This is a genomic window from Chromobacterium sphagni, assembly GCF_001855575.1.
Classification (GTDB): domain Bacteria; phylum Pseudomonadota; class Gammaproteobacteria; order Burkholderiales; family Chromobacteriaceae; genus Chromobacterium; species Chromobacterium sphagni.
The window spans coordinates 1,210,684-1,226,423 of record NZ_MKCS01000001.1 but is presented as its reverse complement, the minus strand read 5'-3'; the positions used below and the strand labels follow the sequence as shown (position 1 = coordinate 1,226,423).

Genomic DNA, 15,740 nt, shown 5'->3' with positions numbered 1-15,740 from the left:
CTCACACCTTTCCGCTGATGCTGTAGAGCGGCTCCAGCACCCATTCGTACAGCTTGCGCCGCTCCAGCAGCACGCTGGCGTCCAGCGCCATGCCGGCCTTCAAGGATTGGGACTGGCCGTAGGTGATGACGCTCTGGCGCTCCAGCCTCACCCGCACCCGGTACAACTGCTCGCTGGAGCCGCCCTGGCCGCCGGGCAGGTACAGCTCCTCCGGCCGCAGCGCGCTGCGCGACACCTCGCGCACTGTGCCCTTGAACTGGCCGAACTTCTGGTAGGGGTAAGCCTGGTAGCGGATCAGCACCGCCATGCCCGGCTTGACGAAGCCGGCGGCGCGCGACGGCGCGTACAGCTCCGCCTCCAGAGGCGAGCCGGCCGGCGACAGATTCGCCAGCGTCTGTCCGGACGCCACGGTCTGGCCGAGCTGGGCGGCGATGCCGCTGACCATGCCAGCCTGCGATGCCCGCACCAGCAATTTGCGCTTGGCTTCGTTCTCGGTCAGGTCCTGCTCCAGCTCCGCCATGCCGCGCTGCGCCGCCGCCTCGTCCCGCTTCGCCTGCAGCTGCAAATCGGCCAGATCGGACAAAGCCGCGTCATGCTCGCTCTGCAGGGCGGCGCGGCTGCGCTGCAGATCGGCCAGCTTGGTCTGCTGGTCTATCACCTCGGCCTGCTTGTCCTGCAACGCGGCGGCGGAGATGAACTGCGACTCCAGCAGCCTGCGGTTGCGCCGCAGCGTGTCCTCGGCCAGCGCCACCCGCCGCCGCTGCAGACCGATCTGCTCGTCCATCCGCTGCAACTCGCGCCCCAGATCGTCGGCCTTGCGCCGCAGCGTTTCCTGTTTTTGCCTGGCCTGCAAACGCAGCATCGCCTGGTCGCCGGCCAGGCTGTCGCGCCGCGATTGCAGCAGCGAGGTGATCTCGCGGCCGGTATCGCCGCGGGTGGCGCTCTCGCGTTCGTTGCCGAGCACGAACAGCACGTCGCCGGCCCGCACCTGCTGGCCCTCGCGCACCTTCACCTCGGCCACCACGCCGGACTGCGCCGGCTGCACCCGGATCAGGCCCTGGCTGGGCAGCAGCACGCCCGGCACCTGGGCCTTGCGGGTATAGCTGGCCAGGGAAAAGAACAGGACGATGGCGATGGCGATCAGCGCGAACACGGCGGTCAGCCAGGCGAAGCTGGCGGGACGCAACAACACGATGCGGCCATAACGCCGATCTGAGGCATGGGTGAGCGCTGCGGAACGAAAAAGTGGCACGGATAGGACGCCTTCGGTGGGCATGCCTAGTCGCGACATGCGGAGGTTCGGCACTTTACCATTAATTCCAATGACATTTTAAAAAAGCAAAAAGCGCCAACGGCATTCATGCGCCACGGCGAGTGGGCGGACGCCAATTCAACTGGTTCTCTTCTTTAAATTCCCATCACAGACCACATGCGCACCACACTGTCCATTAGGACTGGTCAATGTCCATCATTTCGAACATGTTCCTCCTCCTCCATCGGCAATAACCATGCTGGGCAAGGATGACTGATCTGTTGCGCAATGCAGACAATCCGACGCTGTTTCACCGCTGCCGCGCATCCGTAATCACCCCGATTGTTTCCCCATCCGCACAGTTCAATATTTTACTGTCATCAATGGAATGATCCATGTCTCACCCATCGCTCGGCCACGCAACCAGGCCGCGGGATCCATTCGTTGACGCGTTCGGGCCGACCGCTGTCGACCCCCACACACGCATTAGGAGAAGCACCATGCAAACCGACAAGCAAGTGGAACAGACCGAACTGGATCAGGACCAGGAAATCGCTGACATCCTCGGCATCACCGTCCTGTCGCCGCTGGAGGAAGGCGCGGTCAGCGGCGGCGTTGAACCCGTCCACACCGACGAGGACCATGTCCACGTCCATCCGAGCGCCAGCTAAGCCAGCCCGCCTTCCCCAGAGCCCGCATTAGCGCCCGGCTCCGCCAGGAGACCGGGCGCGCTTCGCCCCTTGCCTCTCGCTCAGCGGCCATTTCGGAGAACACATTCGATGGACAAGCACACCCCAAGCTTCAGCGACGCATGGTGGGAGGGTTTTCTGCAGGAGTCCCGGCAGCTGAACAACCCGGTCGTGTTCAAGGGCGCGCTCGGCGATGCCCAGGTCGCCGCGTTCCGGCAGGCGGTGCTGGAGCTGCTGGCCACCCGGGCTAGCCTGCGCGAGCGCCCCTATGGCTTTCGCGTCTACGCGGACGGACGGCTGTTGAATCGCGATGAACTGGAGCGCGTCTACGACTGTCCGCCCCAGCCCGGGGAAAACCTGGAGACGTGGGGCGAGCGGGTGTTTCCCGGCACGCCGTACGGCATCATTCTCAATGCCGGGGAGAAATTCCACCATCAATTATCGCGCGAGATCGCGCTGATGCTGGGCCCGCTGTTCCAGAAAATCGGCCTGCCGCGTGACGGCGTCCAGTTCAGCATCTTCATCGGCAATTACGACAAGACCCCGCTCGGCGTACACCAGGACCTGCGCGGCGAGAACGTCATCCATTTCCATGTCGGCCCCGGCGCCAAGACAATGTATCTGTGGGATCCGGAACAATATCGCCGGCTCACTGAAGAAGAAGGCGTCACCAAGCGCGACTTCGCCGCGCTCAAACCTTACGCCAGAATCTTCCACTTCGAAGCCGGCGACCTGTTCTTCATGCCGGAAGGCACCTTCCACATCGGCGAGCAAGACGAGCTGTCCATCGGCATCACCGTCTGGCAATACACCCACACCAATCAGGCGATGGCCAGGAACCTGCACGCCTTCCTGCTCAAACAACTGGACGGCCAGCCGGACGAGGCCATCGTCCACGACCCATCCCCGCCGGACGACGCCAGCGCGCTGGATGCGATCTTCGCCAACCGCCGGCTGCCGGAGGAGTACCGCGGGCGGGATTACCACCAACTGATGCGCCTAGCCTACCTTGACTGGCGCCACTGCCTGGCCAGCAATGCAGGCTACCGCAGCCCGCCCTTCCCGCAGGAAGCGAGGGAAAGCTTGACGCCTGCCGACCGGGTACGGGCAGAAACGCCATACCGCATCCTGACGCGCGAGACAACGCCGGGCAGAATGGCCGTCTACGTTCGCGGCAACAAGCTGGAAATGAACCGCCATCCCGGCCTGATCTCGATGCTTCACCGCTTGAACCAAGGCCAGGACTGCGGCGTGGCCGAGCTACTGGAGCTGCTGGACCCGCACTGGCCGGCCAAGATAGGGCTGCATCTGCTGACCGAATTGCTCCACTGGCGCGGCATCAGCCGGCTGGACCCGCCATCGGACTGATCGCCTTCCCCCACCCGAGCCAGGGAGCCAAGCATGCATCATCCCAGCGAGAACGAAACGACGGCCAACAGCCTCGCCCCGGCCCACCTGCGACAACAGTTCGACGCCGGTTGGTGGACCCGCTTCCTAGACCGAACCGAGCAGATGAGCCGGCCCTGCGTCTTTGCCGACGCGCTGGACGCGCCGCAAGCGCGCATCATGCGCCGCCAGGTGCTGGACATCCTGGCCGAGATCGGCCAGATACACAAGGCGAAATACGGCTACCGCCTGTGGCTGGATGGCCGGCAGATCGATGATCTGGACGAACACTTCGCCCAGCATCCCCAGCCCCACGAAGACATCGGGGACTGGGTGCGCCGCGCCTTCGGCGAACGCAAGTTCGGCATTATCCTGAACCGGGGCGAAAAGTTCAGCTCCGGCCTGTCCCAGGCGATCGCGCACATCCTGGAGCCGGCTCTGCGCATGATAGGCATGCCGACCGAGGGCATCCTGTTCACGGTGTTCATCGGCAATTACGACATGACCCCGCTGGGCATACACAAGGACTCGCTCGGCAAGAGCGTGATCCATTTCCACCTCGGACCCGGCCCCAAGACCATGTATACCTGGGGCGATGACGACTACGTCACCGCGCCCGGCGAAAAGCGCTGCAACAATATGGACATTGCTCCCCATCTGCCCAGCGCCGCGCGCCACACCTTCGGCGAGGGCCAGCTCTACTACATGCCGGCCAACACCTTCCACCTCGGCATGCAGGACGAGTTGTCGGTCGGCATCGCCTGCTGGTTCTACAACCGCTCCGACCACGATTTCGCCTGCGAGCTGCTGCATCGGGTCCGGGAAGCCTATCTGCGCCCATCCGAGATCATGCTCAAGGCCGACCGGCATCCAATAGACGACATCGGCGCGGCCGAGTCCGCGCTGGCTCTGCTGACGCTGCCTGGCGGCGGCGATCTGCGCTCGTTGATGCGCGAGGTCTATCGCGACTTGCGCTATTCGCTGTTCAGCAACGGCGGCTACCGCAACAGCCCGATTCCACGCCAAGACAAGCCCGCGATGCAAGCGGACAGCCGCGTCGCCATCGAGCCGCCGTACCGGATGCTGTGCCGCCCTGCGCCCCAGGCCGGCCGCCTCGAACTCTACGTGCGCGGCACCAAGATCGCGCTCGGCAACTTCCCGGGACTGGAGGGCATCGTCGATCGATTGAACGGCGGCGGCAAGTTCGCCGTCGAGGAGATTGTCGCGATGGTCGACGACCCGCTGGCGGAAAAAAAGGTCCATTACCTGCTGGGCATGCTGCACCGCTACCGCGGCATCGTCGTCACCCCGCCCTGAGCGGCGCATCAAGCGGTCCGGGCACGACCAAATCAGGGCTTGATATCGTAAAATAAGCAACCGGCGCCGCTAGGGAGAACCATTATGAAGAGTCCATCTTTGCAAACCATGCTTGACGAACTTCGCCGCGAGTCCGCCAAAATCCTCGACGAAATCGCCAGCCAAGACCTGGAGTCCATTTCCGGCGAGGCATGCACGCCGAAATCGTCATAGAGCGTCAATCCAGCTATGTCAGGGCTACAACTGAGGCCAGCAGGCCCCGCGTAGAGACGCTGCGACCGGCTAACCACCTGACTCCAGAAGCGAATACGTTCTATCCCAATACCTGATCGCCTCCGGTATCTTCAGCCCCGGCGACAATCCCTCGCGCCTGCCGTGCGCCGGCCGGACTGGCAAGTCGCTGCTGATCAAGGATCAGAATCTACCGCCAGCTGTTGGCGGGCGAGTTCGACCGTATCGGGCTCTGTTGCACAAATCCGCCAGCGCAGCGGCCTGGTAAGATAGTGGCATGACCAAGTCCGCTCCGAAACGCTACCGAACGACCAACTGGAAAGGCTACAACCAAGCCCTGATCCAACGCGGCTTTCTGTCCATCTGGCTTGACACAAGCATGACATGGCAGGCAAGACCGCAAGGGAAGAAAGGTCGATCACAGACCTACAGCGATGCAGCCATTCAGTTCTGCTTGACCGTCAAGAACCTGTTCCGGCTGGCGTTGCGGCAGACCCCGCTTGCGGAATATTGCGCCAGCAGGCTGGCAAGCACCCGCGATGGGTCTTTGTTCACACTGAAGAAGCCTTTCGGGCAGATGGGACGCAAACGCCCAAAGCACGAAAGATGGGGGTAGATTCAAACCGGGCATGGCAAACCACTCTGAAGAGTGTCGGGATAGAGAATTTCCGCTTTCATGATCTTCGACACACTTGGGCGAGCTTGCTTGTTCAATCGGGCGTGCCGCTATCCGTTCTGCAGGAAATGGGGGATGGGAAAGCATAGACATGGTGCGCCGCTATGCGCACCTTACCCCCTCGCACCTGACGGAACACGCCAGACAGATAGACAACATCTTGGGATGAAGTGGCACAAACGTGGCACAAAAGAAAAAGGGGCAGGCGTTTAATTCGCCTAACCCCTTGATTTCTAATGGTGCCGGTAAGAGGAGTCGAACCCCCGACCTTCGCATTACGAATGCGCTGCTCTACCAACTGAGCTATACCGGCAAGCCAATCTGTTAAAAAAGCCTTGATTCTCGTTTGGGAAAATCAAGGCTTTTTAGAATTCTGGTCGGAGTGAGAGGATTCGAACCTCCGGCCTCTACGTCCCGAACGTAGCGCTCTACCAGGCTAAGCTACACTCCGATTTACAACTTTTTTCGACTTGCGCCGAGGGAAGCCAATTTACATCAAGTTCCGCTTTCAAACAAGCATTTTGTTTAACTGGTCGGAGTGAGAGGATTCGAACCTCCGGCCTCTACGTCCCGAACGTAGCGCTCTACCAGGCTAAGCTACACTCCGACGACCTTGCCAAACTGCTTGCTCCGAAAAACTGCTGCTGCATCGCTTGCTGCGGTACAATCAGCGGCTTCAGAGGACGCGCATTATGGAACAAATATGTGGTTTAGGCAACTATCTTTTTATCGTTTGAACGCGGAAAGCCTGGTGGGCGCTGACAAGCTGCTGCAGGCATTGGAAAAACGTCCGTTCCAGCCCTGCATGGGCCTGGACTGGTTCAGCGAAGGCTGGGTGCCGCCGGCCGGCCATCTGGATGCGCCGGTCTACGCCGCGCGCGGCAGCCTGATGGTTTCGATGCGGCGCGAGGACAAGGTATTGCCGGCCTCGGTGATCCGCGACTTCGTCGACATGAAGGTGCAGGAGATCGAGGACAAGGAGTTGCGCAAGGTTGGCCGTAAGGAGAAGCTGGCGCTGAAGGAACAGGTCACCGACGACCTGCTGCCGCGCGCCTTCGTCCGCAGCGGCCGCACCAGCGCCTATCTGGATATCCAGCGTGGCTGGCTGATGGTGGACTCCGGCACCGCCAGCAAGGCCGAGGCGTTGCTGTCCAAGCTACGCGAAGCGCTACCGCCCTTCCCTGCCGCGCTGCCGCGCACCAAGATCGCTCCGCACACCGCGATGACAGACTGGCTGGCCGCCGGCGAAGCGCCGGGCGGCTTCGAGCTGGATGCCGACTGCGAACTGAAGGACGGCAGCGAAAACGGCGCGGTGGTGCGCTGCAGCCGCATCGACCTCACCAGCGATGAAATCCGCCAACACATCGCCACCGGCAAGCAGGCCACCAAGCTGGGTCTGGTCTGGAACGAAAAGGTGCGTTTCCAGCTGACCGATACCCTGCAGCTCAAACGTATCCAGTTTCTAGACGTGCTGCAAGAGGAAGCCAGCCAGGCTGGCGACGACCGCGACAGCCTATTCGCCGCCACCTTCCTGCTGATGAGCGAAGAGCTGGGCGAACTGGTGACCGCGCTGGTGGATGCGCTGGGCGGCCTAGAAGACAGCCAGGCGATGCCGCCGCAAACCGGCTCCGCTCCGGCACCGGCATCCGGCAACGCCGACGATGTGCCCTGGGACTGAGCGACCGCGCCTCCCGCAAACAACACCCGGCCTGGCCGGGTTTTTTTACGCCAGGCATATCGCATGCTATCGATACAAATCCAGCAATAGCTTTAATCTAACTGCGTGGTGAAAACAATTAATTTAACAAGGCTATAAAAGCTACGGATACTTCAGCCATTCACTATCGGGAGCCTGTAATGAAGCAAAGCTGGAGCAACGCCTTGCTGGAAATGTGGGCCGGCTTCGCCTGGCTGCAGTAATCGGGATGCCTGCCATAGGAGCCATCGCACCAGGAAAAGCAGCTAGACAAGCCCCCTGCCGTCGACAATCTCAACGCGCAAACCGTCGATCCGGCGCCACCGGCGCAGCAAGACCAGTGCAACACCATCCAGGCCCGCAGGGCATGGAATAAAAATCCATTCAAAGCCGCCAGGGTTGCCGCTGCGGCGGGGCGGTTTTTCTTTGCCTCTTGCATTAAATGATAATCATTATCATTATAATATCAAGACTACCCGCGAGAACCGCCATGCATACCGTCAGCCCCTTCCCGTCCCGCCGTCATCCGCCCAGAGCTTCGCAACCGCGCCCCCTAGGCTGGCGCCGCCTGCTGGGCCTGCTCATCTTCCTTGCCGGCTGCCTGCTGCTGCTGCAACAAGCACTGGATGCCCACCATCCCGCCAACGCGAAACACCAGCCCACGCGGTCAGCGCCGGCGGAGACTATTGAAAAATAAGAAACAATCAAGTGAGTGAAAGCGGATTTTTTTACCCGTCCGCCCGGCGTAAGCTGTTGCCATCCCCTCATTGCAGGCAACCGATCATGAACACCCGACAAGCCGCCCTGTTCATCTCCCACGGCGCGCCCACGCTGCCGATCGAGGACAGTCCCACCCGCCATTTCCTGGCACAGCTGGGACAGGATTGGCCGCGGCCGCGCGCCATCGTCATCGTCTCCGCCCACTGGGAGGCGCAGGCGTTCACCGTCAACCGCCAGCCGCGCCCCGGCACCCTGTACGACTTCGGCGGTTTTCCGCCGCTGCTGCGCACGCTGCGCTACCCGGCCGCCACCGACGCGGCGCTGGCGGCCGAAGCGGAAACCCTGCTGCGCGGCGCCGGGCTGCGCACGGAATCAACGCATGAGAGGCCGCTGGACCACGGCATATGGACGCCGTTGCTGCTGATGTACCCGCAGTCGGACATCCCGCTGGTGACGGTGTCGCTGCGCCATCGCGCCAGCGCCGCCGAGCACTACGCGCTGGGCCGCGCGCTGCGGCCGCTGCGCGACGACAATGTGCTGCTGATAGGTAGCGGCAGCTACACCCATAATCTGCGTGAGCTGCGCCAGGACGGCAGCAGCGTTGCGCCATGGGCGGCCGAGTTTACCGGCTGGATGGACCAGGCGCTGCTTGAGCGCCGCGACGACGACATCATTCATTGGCTGGAACGAGCGCCGCAGGCGCGGCAAAACCACCCCAGCGACGAGCATTTCAATCCGCTGCTGGTGGCACTGGGCGCGGCCAGCGACGGCGCGCCGCCGCTCAAGCTGCACGACGACTGGCGCATGGGCGCATTGTCTATGGCCTGCTGGCGCTTCGACTGAACGCGGCTACAGCGTGCGCAGCCTGCCGCGGAAATCATCCAGGCTGCGGTAGCCCTTGGCCCGCATCAATTCCGTCAATTCGGCGGCGATGCGGGCGAACGCGCCCACGCCTTCGCGATGCAGGCAAGTGCCCACCTGCACCGCGCGCGCGCCGGCCAGGATGTGCATGAAAGCCTCGCGCCCGCTGCTGACCCCGCCGCAACCGACGATGTCCTTGCCCGGCAGCAGCCGGTAAAACTCGCGCACATTGGCCAGCGCGGTGGGCAACACGTAATCTCCCCCCAGCCCGCCCAGGCCACCCTTGGGCTTGATGACCACCGCCTCGCTGTCGATGTCCACCACTAGGCCGTTGCCGATCGAGTTGATGCAAGTGACGAAGGCCAGCCTCGAGTGGCGGTTCAATATCTCCGCCATCGCGGCGAAATGGGCGGGATCGAAATAAGGCGGCAGTTTGACGCCGTACAGACCAGAATAGGCGGCGTCAAAAGCGTCCAGCGCCTCGGCCGTCGCCGCGAAGTCGTAACCCAGCTGCGGTTTGCCCGGCACATTGGGGCAGGACAGGTTGATCTCCGGGATCGCCGGCAGGCCCTCGACCGCCAACCCGCGCAGCATCGCGCAGTTGTCGTCCAGCATCAGACCGGACAGCGACAGGAACAAGGGCTTGCCGCAGCGGTAGTCGTAACGGCGAGCGTAGTCCAGGTAGTAGGCGAAACCGCGGTTGGGCAAGCCCATGGAGTTGATGCTGCCAATGACGGTGCGAAAATAGCGCGGTTCCGGGTTGCCCTCGCGCGGCTGCAACGTGCAGCTCTTGGTGACCACCGCGCCGGCGGCTGAGGCGCGCACCGCTTCCAGCTCCCCCTCCTCGCGGCACATCACGCCGGAGGCGTTGTACAGGCAGCCGGGCAGGGTCTGGCCCAGCCAGCTTACGGACAGGTCTATGGCAAAGTGATCAGGCATGGCCGCTCTCGGGAATGGCTTGGAGATGGCGGCAGTGTGCGGCCAAACCGCGACCGGCGCGCTGAGCGAGGTCAATACCATGACGCATGCCGCCCTCTCTTCCCGCCGGGAGGGAGACAACCGGCGGGCAACGCCCCCTGCAAAAATGCCCGGCCAAGGCCGGGCATTCCATAAACCGCAAGCAAGGACGAGGCGCTTACATCTGCGACTGCTGGTAGTTCTCCAGGCCGGTCAGCTGGATCAGGCGCAACTGCTGCTCCAGCCAGTGGGCGTGGTCGTTCTCGGTTTCTTCCAGCAGCACCATCAGCGCGTCGCGGGTGACGTAGTCGCGCACGCTCTCGCAATGGGCGACCACCTCCTTCAGCAAGGCGCCGACGCGGTATTCCACCTCCAGATCGCTCTTCAGCATGCCAGGCACGTCCTCGCCCACCTGGATAGGCACCCGGCGCGCCACATTGGGCTTGCCTTGCAGGAACAACATGCGGGCGATCAGCGCGCGCGCGTGCTCCAGCTCGTCCTCGCGCTCGTGGTCTATCCGTTCGAACAGCTTGTTCAGCCCCATGTCCTTGTACATCTCGGCATGGATGAAATACTGGTCGGCGGCGGATAGCTCCTCGGCCAAGAGTTCGTTGAGCAGCGCTATGGTCTTGGGATCGCCTTGCATGTTGTTACCTTGTTGTTCTGGTGACTCAAGCCGTCATTCTAGGCGCTCAGCGCGCGAGATGCACGCCCTGGTAGAAGGCGAAGGACAGCAGCCAGGCCAGCAGCACCGACCAAGCCACCGACATCGCGGCGAAGCGCCAGCTTTTCGATTCGCGGTGCATCGCCGCCACCGTGGACAGGCAGGGCACGTACACCAGCGTGAAAATCAGGAAGCTCATCGCCGACGCCCAGTCCAGCTGATGCGCCAGCACGCCGCCCAGGCCGCTCTCGGACACGCCGTAGATCACCGCCAGACTGCCCAGCAGGATTTCCTTGGCGATGAAGCCGAACAGCAGCGCCACAGCCAGCTCGGCGCGGATGCCTATCGGATCGAGCACCGGCGACAGCGCCTCGCCCAAGGCATAAGCCAGCGTCTGGCCGTGGCCGGCCGGAATATGGGTGAGCAGCCACACCATCACCACGCCGGCCAGGATGAAGGTGGAGGCCAGCCGGAGAAAGGCGCTGACCTCCCCCGCAGCCCGGGTCAGCATGTGGCGCGCGCCCGGCAGCCGGTACGGCGGCACCTCCAGCAGAAAGGCCTCGTCGCCGCGATAGCGGCGCTTGAACACCCAGGCGGTGAACACCGCCACCACGAAGGTCAGCAGATACAAGACCGATACCACCCACGGCGCCTGACTTTTGCTGAACAGGATGCCGGCGAAGAACACTACCACCTGCAAGCGCGCCGAGCATAGCGAAAACGGGATCACCAGCATGGTCAGCAGCCGCTGCCTGCGCTCGCGCATCACCCGGGTGCCCAGTATCGCCGGCACATTGCAGCCGAAGCCCATCAACTGCATCACGAAGCCGCGGCCATCCAGGCCCAGCCTCGCCATCATCGCGTCGGTGAGGAAGGCCGCGCGCGCCAGATAGCCGCTGTCCTCCACCATCGCCATCAGCACGAAGAATACAAACAGGATCGGGGCGAAAGTCAGCACCGTGGCCACGCCCTGCCAGACGCCGTCCAACAGCAGGCTCTGCAGCATGGCCGGCAGCGCCGACAGCGCCGGCGTCAATGCCTGGTCCTTGATCCAGTCCAGCCAGCCGCCCACGCCATCCTGCAGCGGCGTACCTATCTGATAAGTGAGGTTGAACAGCAACGCCATGAAGACGAAGAACAAGGGCAGGCCCAGCCAGGGATGCAGCAGCCAGCGGTCCACTTTTTCGGTCAGCAGCGTCGGCAGCACCGGCGGCAGCCGCCAGCAACCGTCCAGCGCGGCGCGGGCCTGGTCTATCGCCTGCCACGATTCAGGCACCCGCTCCAGCCCGGCGCGCACTGCCGACCCCTCGAAGCCGGCCAGCTGGTTCAGCGCGGCGTTGAGGCGCGGCCAGCCCTCCATCCGCTTGGCCGACACCAGCACCACAGGCGCGCCAAGCTTCGCCGCCAGCGCGCCGGCGTCCACGCTCACGCCCAGCAGCCTGGCTTCGTCGGCCATGTTCAGCACTATCAGGCAGCGCAGGCCGCTGGCTATCACCTGCAAGGCCAAGGGCAGTTGACGGTCTAGCTGGCAGGCATTGAGCACCAGCACCGCGCCGTCGAAGGCGCTGGCCAGCAGCACGTCGCGCACCACCGCCTCGTCATCGCTATAGCCGGTGAGATCGTTGACGCCGGGCAGATCGATCAGCTCCACCATTCTGCCGCCCAACAGCAGGCGAGAGCTGATCAAGTCAACGGTGAGGCCCGGCCAGTTGCCCACCCGCTGCGACATGCCGGTGAGGCGATTGAACAAGGTGGATTTGCCGGTATTGGGCAGTCCCAGCAGGGCGAAGCGCTTCATTCGGCAATCCTCACCCGGATCAGCCGGGCCAGGCTGCGCCTGAGCAGAAAGCGGGTGGCGCCCACCTCCAACAGTAGCGGGCCGCCCCACGGCGCCGCCTGGCGCAGATGAAAACGGCAGCCCGGCGCGAGGCCGAAGGCCGCTACCCGGCGGAAAGCTTCGTCGCTCAGCTCCAAGCTGGCCACCACGCCATGGCAGCCGGCGGGAACAGTATCCAGAGACGGCATGTGTTTGATTGCTCCGACAATAACGCGAATAGTTTGCATTAGTATATCGAAGCCGCAACGCGCCTCTTGCGGCAAATTGTCGCAATCCGCGCTCGGCTTGACCTTGATCAAGCGCCCCCGGCCGGCACCGCCGCGCCGCCATCGGCAACTCTCCGCCGTTTCAATAGCCTACTGGTCGGCTAAGCGGTTAAAATCGCAGCCATTGCGAAATATCGACACACACGGGCCAAGACTATGAGCATCAAATCGGACAAGTGGATCCGCCGCATGGCGGCGGAGCACAATATGATAGCGCCGTTCGAATCCAACCAGATCAAATCGGTGGACGGCCAGAAGGTGATCTCCTACGGCACCTCAAGCTACGGCTACGATATCCGCTGCGCCGACGAATTCAAGGTGTTCACCAATATCAACAGCACCATCGTCGATCCGAAGAAATTCGATCCGGACTCCTTCGTCGAAGTCTCCGGCAAGGGCTATTGCATCATTCCGCCCAATAGCTTCGCTCTGGCGCGCACCGTGGAGTATTTCCGCATTCCGCGCAGCGTGCTCACGGTCTGCCTGGGCAAATCCACCTACGCCCGCTGCGGCATCATCGTCAACGTCACCCCGTTCGAGCCGGAATGGGAAGGCTACGTGACGCTGGAATTCTCCAACACCACGCCGCTGCCGGCCAAGATCTATGCCAACGAAGGCGTGGCCCAGGTGCTGTTCTTCGAATCCGATGAAATCTGCGACGTGTCCTATGCCGACCGCGCGGGCAAGTATATGGGACAGGTGGGCGTCACCCTGCCGCGCCCCTGAAACCGCCCTTCTCCCGCATACGACAGGATGGCTGCGGCCATCCTGTTTTGTTTGCCGGGGGATAAAAACCCTCTCGCTATTTTTCGCATCTGTTCTAGGATAAACAAAGGGTTAGCTGACATCCCGGTTGTGCCGACCCTTTGCACAGCAAGCTGTTTCTTCTTGGGGCGTCGCGGTTCCCCCTTGCCGCTGCGCCCCCTTTTTATTCTCAGCTCTCCTCTGCCCTCACCGGCCTAACGCCGTCCCCTGATGCCGCCATGCGCTCCAGACAGTTGTCAGCGCCGGCCAAGCCCGCCATGATCGGTTCTTTGTCTGCAAAATCCGGCATGAGCCTTTACGATTTTTCCTTCCGCCGCATCGACGGCGTCGAACAAGCGCTGTCGGCCTACCGCGGCAAAGTGATGTTGCTGGTCAATACCGCCAGCCAATGCGGCTTCACGCCGCAATACGCCGGGCTGGAATCGCTGCACCGGCGCTTCGCCGAGCAGGGACTCGCGGTCATCGGCTTTCCCTGCAATCAGTTCGGCGGCCAGGAACCGGGCGGTGCCCTGGAGATCGGTGCCTTCTGCGAGAAAAACTACGGCGTGGACTTCACCATGGCCGACAAGATAGACGTCAACGGCCGCGCCGCCCACCCGCTATGGCGCTATCTGAAACATCAGAAGCCGGGCCTGCTGGGCAAGCCGATACGCTGGAACTTCAGTAAATTCCTGATAGACCGGCAAGGCCGGGTGGTGGCGCGCTTTGCGCCCTTCACCCGCCCGGAAAAGCTAGCGTCGCGAATAGAGGCGTTGCTGAAATGACAAAAGCCAGGCTGGCACCCAAGCCGCCTGGCTTTGCTATCCCGTCGGGCAGACGGGTCATGGGGCGCCAGCGCCCCGGTCAACTGCAGGAATCTATGCTGCGCCTGGCATCCGCCGCCAATAAATCCAGATCGTCATCCAAATGCTCCTGGATATCCACCAGCGCCGCGCGCAGCACAGCCGCGGCCAACCTGGTCTGATCGCCATTGAACACATGGGCCAGGATTCTCAGCTCGCGGCAGGCGGTGATGTCCAACGGCACTTCCAGCGTGCGCACCACCGCCAAGGACAATTCGACCATCGCATCAGGATTGCCGACGCGCTGGGTTTCCAGCTCGACCAGCAAGGTTTTCAAGGCCAGTCCCATCCCGTCCCTCCCAGTCAGATTGCCATCATGCCGGACCCATGCCCGGCCCCTCGGTCTGATGCTTCCCTGCGCCGCGCCTTGCCGGCCGACAGGCTTGGCCCGGCTTCCTTCCCTTTCCCAATACCTGACAGCCTCTCCCAGGCTGCGACCGACTCTTTGAACATAGGCCACGCCGGCGTGAAAGTCTGCGCCTAGCCGCGAGTTTCAAAACCGGCCAGCACATTGGCCACATTGGTGCCGATCGGCTCCACCGCGTAGCCGCCCTCCAAGCAGAACAGCGTAGGCAGCTTCAGCCCGGCCAACCTGGCGCCCAGGGTGACGAAATCCGGCGAATCCAGCTGGAAGCGCGAGATCGGGTCGCCGCGGAAAGTGTCCACGCCAAGCGACACCACCAGCGCCTCGGCCCCGAAACGGGCGATCTGCTCCAGCGCGCAATCGAGCGCGACGAACCAGGTGCTGACGCAGGCGCCCGCCGGCAAGGGAAAGTTGAAATTGTAGCCCAAGCCCTCGCCCTCGCCCTTTTCATCGGCAAAACCCAGGAAGAACGGGTACTCGGTGCGCGGATCGCCATGGATGGACAGGAACAATACGTCGGAGCGCGAATAGAAGATGTCCTGGGTGCCGTTGCCGTGGTGGTAGTCGACATCCAGCACTGCCACTCTGCGCAGGCCCTGATCGCGCAATGCCTGGGCGGCGATGGCCGCGTTGTTGAAAAAACAGTAGCCGCCGCAATAGTCGCGCGCGGCATGATGGCCGGGCGGCCGGGTCAGCGCGAATGCCGCCCGCTCCCCACCGATGACCCTCTCCACCCCGGTCAGCGCGCAGTCGGCGGCGGCGGTGATCGCAGGCCAAGTGCCGGCGGTGAGCGGCGTGCCGCAGTCCATCGAGTAATAACAGAGCTGGCCTTCCACATGCTCTGGCACCGCCTCGCGTAGCCGGCGAATCTGCCACATCTTCGGCAGCGCGTCGTAATCGCGGCCCAGCGCGCTCCAGCGCTGCCAGGCGGTCTCCAGGAAACGGACGTAGCCTTCGTCGTGCACGCGCAGGATGGATGCCAGGCCATGGCGGCGCGGATGGACCACATCGCCCAGCTGGCGCCCGCGCACCGCGGCCAGCACCATGTCGGCGCGGGACGGGGTTTCGAAACAAGGCTTGAGGGTGCCGTCTATCAGCTCGGCGCGGCCGTGCTGCAGGCGATGGGAATCGGAATAGATGGTGAGCATGATATTTTCCAAGGGTGGAAAACCTCATGCTCCCGCCGCGGCCGGCAGCGGTCAAATGCTGATGACGGC

16 protein-coding genes, 3 tRNA genes and 1 pseudogene are annotated in these 15,740 nt (G+C 63.0%); 10 read left to right on the top strand and 10 right to left on the bottom strand.

All coding sequences use genetic code 11. From position 1 onward, the window contains the following. Position 1 precedes the first annotated feature (1 nt). The gene (locus BI347_RS05910; RefSeq protein ID WP_083338945.1) at positions 2–1,252 is read right to left on the bottom strand and encodes an HlyD family secretion protein; all 1,251 of its coding nucleotides are present in this window, start codon (positions 1,250–1,252) and stop codon (positions 2–4) included. 500 nt (positions 1,253–1,752) lie between these two features. On the opposite strand from BI347_RS05910, the gene BI347_RS23945 reads away from it, so the two are divergent. The 6 genes and pseudogenes from BI347_RS23945 (at position 1,753) to BI347_RS22535 (ending at position 5,640) form a co-directional block, all read left to right on the top strand. Further along, positions 1,753–1,923 carry a hypothetical protein gene (locus BI347_RS23945; RefSeq protein WP_158020742.1) on the top strand — a complete coding sequence of 57 codons (171 nt, stop codon included), beginning with the start codon at positions 1,753–1,755 and terminating at the stop codon, positions 1,921–1,923. 108 nt (positions 1,924–2,031) lie between these two features. Then, the gene (locus tag BI347_RS05905; RefSeq protein WP_071115497.1) at positions 2,032–3,309 is read left to right on the top strand and encodes a cupin domain-containing protein; all 1,278 of its coding nucleotides are present in this window, start codon (positions 2,032–2,034) and stop codon (positions 3,307–3,309) included. A gap of 33 nt (positions 3,310–3,342) precedes the next feature. Next, the gene (locus BI347_RS05900; RefSeq protein ID WP_071113729.1) at positions 3,343–4,644 is read left to right on the top strand and encodes a hypothetical protein; all 1,302 of its coding nucleotides are present in this window, start codon (positions 3,343–3,345) and stop codon (positions 4,642–4,644) included. A gap of 84 nt (positions 4,645–4,728) precedes the next feature. Beyond that, positions 4,729–4,857: a hypothetical protein gene (locus BI347_RS24765; protein WP_275637108.1), complete on the top strand. Its 129-nt coding sequence runs from the start codon at positions 4,729–4,731 to the stop codon at positions 4,855–4,857. Positions 4,858–5,152: 295 nt separating this feature from the next. Next, a pseudogene (locus BI347_RS24525) lies at positions 5,153–5,368 on the top strand (transposase); the annotation flags it as partial. Between the two features lie 17 nt (positions 5,369–5,385). Then, positions 5,386–5,640, top strand: a complete 255-nt coding sequence (locus BI347_RS22535; RefSeq protein ID WP_338032371.1) for a tyrosine-type recombinase/integrase — start codon at positions 5,386–5,388, stop codon at positions 5,638–5,640. A gap of 148 nt (positions 5,641–5,788) precedes the next feature. Here BI347_RS22535 and BI347_RS05890 read toward each other — a convergent pair. The 3 genes from BI347_RS05890 to BI347_RS05880 all read right to left on the bottom strand — a co-directional run bounded on the left by BI347_RS05890 (position 5,789) and on the right by BI347_RS05880 (position 6,158). After that, positions 5,789–5,864: transfer RNA gene (locus BI347_RS05890), tRNA-Thr, on the bottom strand. Between the two features lie 61 nt (positions 5,865–5,925). Then, positions 5,926–6,002, bottom strand: a tRNA-Pro gene (locus BI347_RS05885). 79 nt (positions 6,003–6,081) lie between these two features. Further along, positions 6,082–6,158 (bottom strand) — tRNA-Pro (locus BI347_RS05880). Positions 6,159–6,254: 96 nt separating this feature from the next. Here BI347_RS05880 and BI347_RS05875 point away from each other — a divergent pair. After that, complete coding sequence (locus BI347_RS05875; protein WP_071113727.1) at positions 6,255–7,229, top strand: recombination-associated protein RdgC; 975 nt, start codon at positions 6,255–6,257, stop codon at positions 7,227–7,229. An 801-nt stretch (positions 7,230–8,030) separates the two neighbouring features. Next, complete coding sequence (locus BI347_RS05870) at positions 8,031–8,810, top strand: DODA-type extradiol aromatic ring-opening family dioxygenase (RefSeq protein ID WP_071115495.1); 780 nt, start codon at positions 8,031–8,033, stop codon at positions 8,808–8,810. Between the two features lie 6 nt (positions 8,811–8,816). On the opposite strand, the gene BI347_RS05865 is transcribed toward BI347_RS05870, so the two are convergent. From BI347_RS05865 to BI347_RS05850, 4 genes are all read right to left on the bottom strand, one after another. Further along, positions 8,817–9,767 carry a dihydroorotate oxidase gene (locus BI347_RS05865; RefSeq protein ID WP_083338944.1) on the bottom strand — a complete coding sequence of 317 codons (951 nt, stop codon included), beginning with the start codon at positions 9,765–9,767 and terminating at the stop codon, positions 8,817–8,819. 196 nt (positions 9,768–9,963) lie between these two features. Then, complete coding sequence (gene bfr / locus BI347_RS05860; protein WP_071115494.1) at positions 9,964–10,431, bottom strand: bacterioferritin; 468 nt, start codon at positions 10,429–10,431, stop codon at positions 9,964–9,966. 46 nt (positions 10,432–10,477) lie between these two features. Continuing rightward, positions 10,478–12,247: a ferrous iron transport protein B gene (gene feoB / locus BI347_RS05855; RefSeq protein ID WP_071115493.1), complete on the bottom strand. Its 1,770-nt coding sequence runs from the start codon at positions 12,245–12,247 to the stop codon at positions 10,478–10,480. Then, positions 12,244–12,474, bottom strand: a complete 231-nt coding sequence (locus tag BI347_RS05850; protein ID WP_071115492.1) for a FeoA family protein — start codon at positions 12,472–12,474, stop codon at positions 12,244–12,246. Before BI347_RS05850 ends, feoB begins: the two co-directional genes overlap by 4 nt. A gap of 234 nt (positions 12,475–12,708) precedes the next feature. Here BI347_RS05850 and dcd point away from each other — a divergent pair, with 234 nt between their 5' ends. After that, the gene (dcd, locus tag BI347_RS05845) at positions 12,709–13,278 is read left to right on the top strand and encodes a dCTP deaminase (protein ID WP_071113722.1); all 570 of its coding nucleotides are present in this window, start codon (positions 12,709–12,711) and stop codon (positions 13,276–13,278) included. Between the two features lie 326 nt (positions 13,279–13,604). Continuing rightward, positions 13,605–14,081, top strand: coding sequence for a glutathione peroxidase (locus BI347_RS05840; RefSeq protein WP_071113721.1), 477 nt, complete (start codon positions 13,605–13,607; stop codon positions 14,079–14,081). 79 nt (positions 14,082–14,160) lie between these two features. On the opposite strand, the gene BI347_RS05835 is transcribed toward BI347_RS05840, so the two are convergent. Together BI347_RS05835 and BI347_RS05830 are read right to left on the bottom strand one after the other, a co-directional pair. After that, positions 14,161–14,448, bottom strand: coding sequence for a hypothetical protein (locus BI347_RS05835; protein ID WP_071113720.1), 288 nt, complete (start codon positions 14,446–14,448; stop codon positions 14,161–14,163). Between the two features lie 191 nt (positions 14,449–14,639). Continuing rightward, positions 14,640–15,671, bottom strand: a complete 1,032-nt coding sequence (locus BI347_RS05830; RefSeq protein ID WP_071115491.1) for a histone deacetylase family protein — start codon at positions 15,669–15,671, stop codon at positions 14,640–14,642. Positions 15,672–15,740: the final 69 nt, after the last annotated feature.

Bases quoted from the DNA above. Each gene is read 5' to 3' on its own strand.
- BI347_RS23945 (WP_158020742.1), top strand. From the start codon at position 1,753: ATGCAAACCGACAAGCAAGTGGAACAGACCGAACTGGATCAGGACCAG.
- BI347_RS05905 (WP_071115497.1), top strand. From the start codon at position 2,032: ATGGACAAGCACACCCCAAGCTTCAGCGACGCATGGTGGGAGGGTTTT.
- BI347_RS05900 (WP_071113729.1), top strand. From the start codon at position 3,343: ATGCATCATCCCAGCGAGAACGAAACGACGGCCAACAGCCTCGCCCCG.
- BI347_RS24765 (WP_275637108.1), top strand. From the start codon at position 4,729: ATGAAGAGTCCATCTTTGCAAACCATGCTTGACGAACTTCGCCGCGAG.
- BI347_RS05875 (WP_071113727.1), top strand. From the start codon at position 6,255: ATGTGGTTTAGGCAACTATCTTTTTATCGTTTGAACGCGGAAAGCCTG.
- BI347_RS05870 (WP_071115495.1), top strand. From the start codon at position 8,031: ATGAACACCCGACAAGCCGCCCTGTTCATCTCCCACGGCGCGCCCACG.
- BI347_RS05865 (WP_083338944.1), bottom strand. From the start codon at position 9,767: ATGCCTGATCACTTTGCCATAGACCTGTCCGTAAGCTGGCTGGGCCAG.
- bfr (WP_071115494.1), bottom strand. From the start codon at position 10,431: ATGCAAGGCGATCCCAAGACCATAGCGCTGCTCAACGAACTCTTGGCC.
- feoB (WP_071115493.1), bottom strand. From the start codon at position 12,247: ATGAAGCGCTTCGCCCTGCTGGGACTGCCCAATACCGGCAAATCCACC.
- BI347_RS05850 (WP_071115492.1), bottom strand. From the start codon at position 12,474: ATGCCGTCTCTGGATACTGTTCCCGCCGGCTGCCATGGCGTGGTGGCC.
- dcd (WP_071113722.1), top strand. From the start codon at position 12,709: ATGAGCATCAAATCGGACAAGTGGATCCGCCGCATGGCGGCGGAGCAC.
- BI347_RS05840 (WP_071113721.1), top strand. From the start codon at position 13,605: ATGAGCCTTTACGATTTTTCCTTCCGCCGCATCGACGGCGTCGAACAA.
- BI347_RS05835 (WP_071113720.1), bottom strand. From the start codon at position 14,448: ATGGGACTGGCCTTGAAAACCTTGCTGGTCGAGCTGGAAACCCAGCGC.
- BI347_RS05830 (WP_071115491.1), bottom strand. From the start codon at position 15,671: ATGCTCACCATCTATTCCGATTCCCATCGCCTGCAGCACGGCCGCGCC.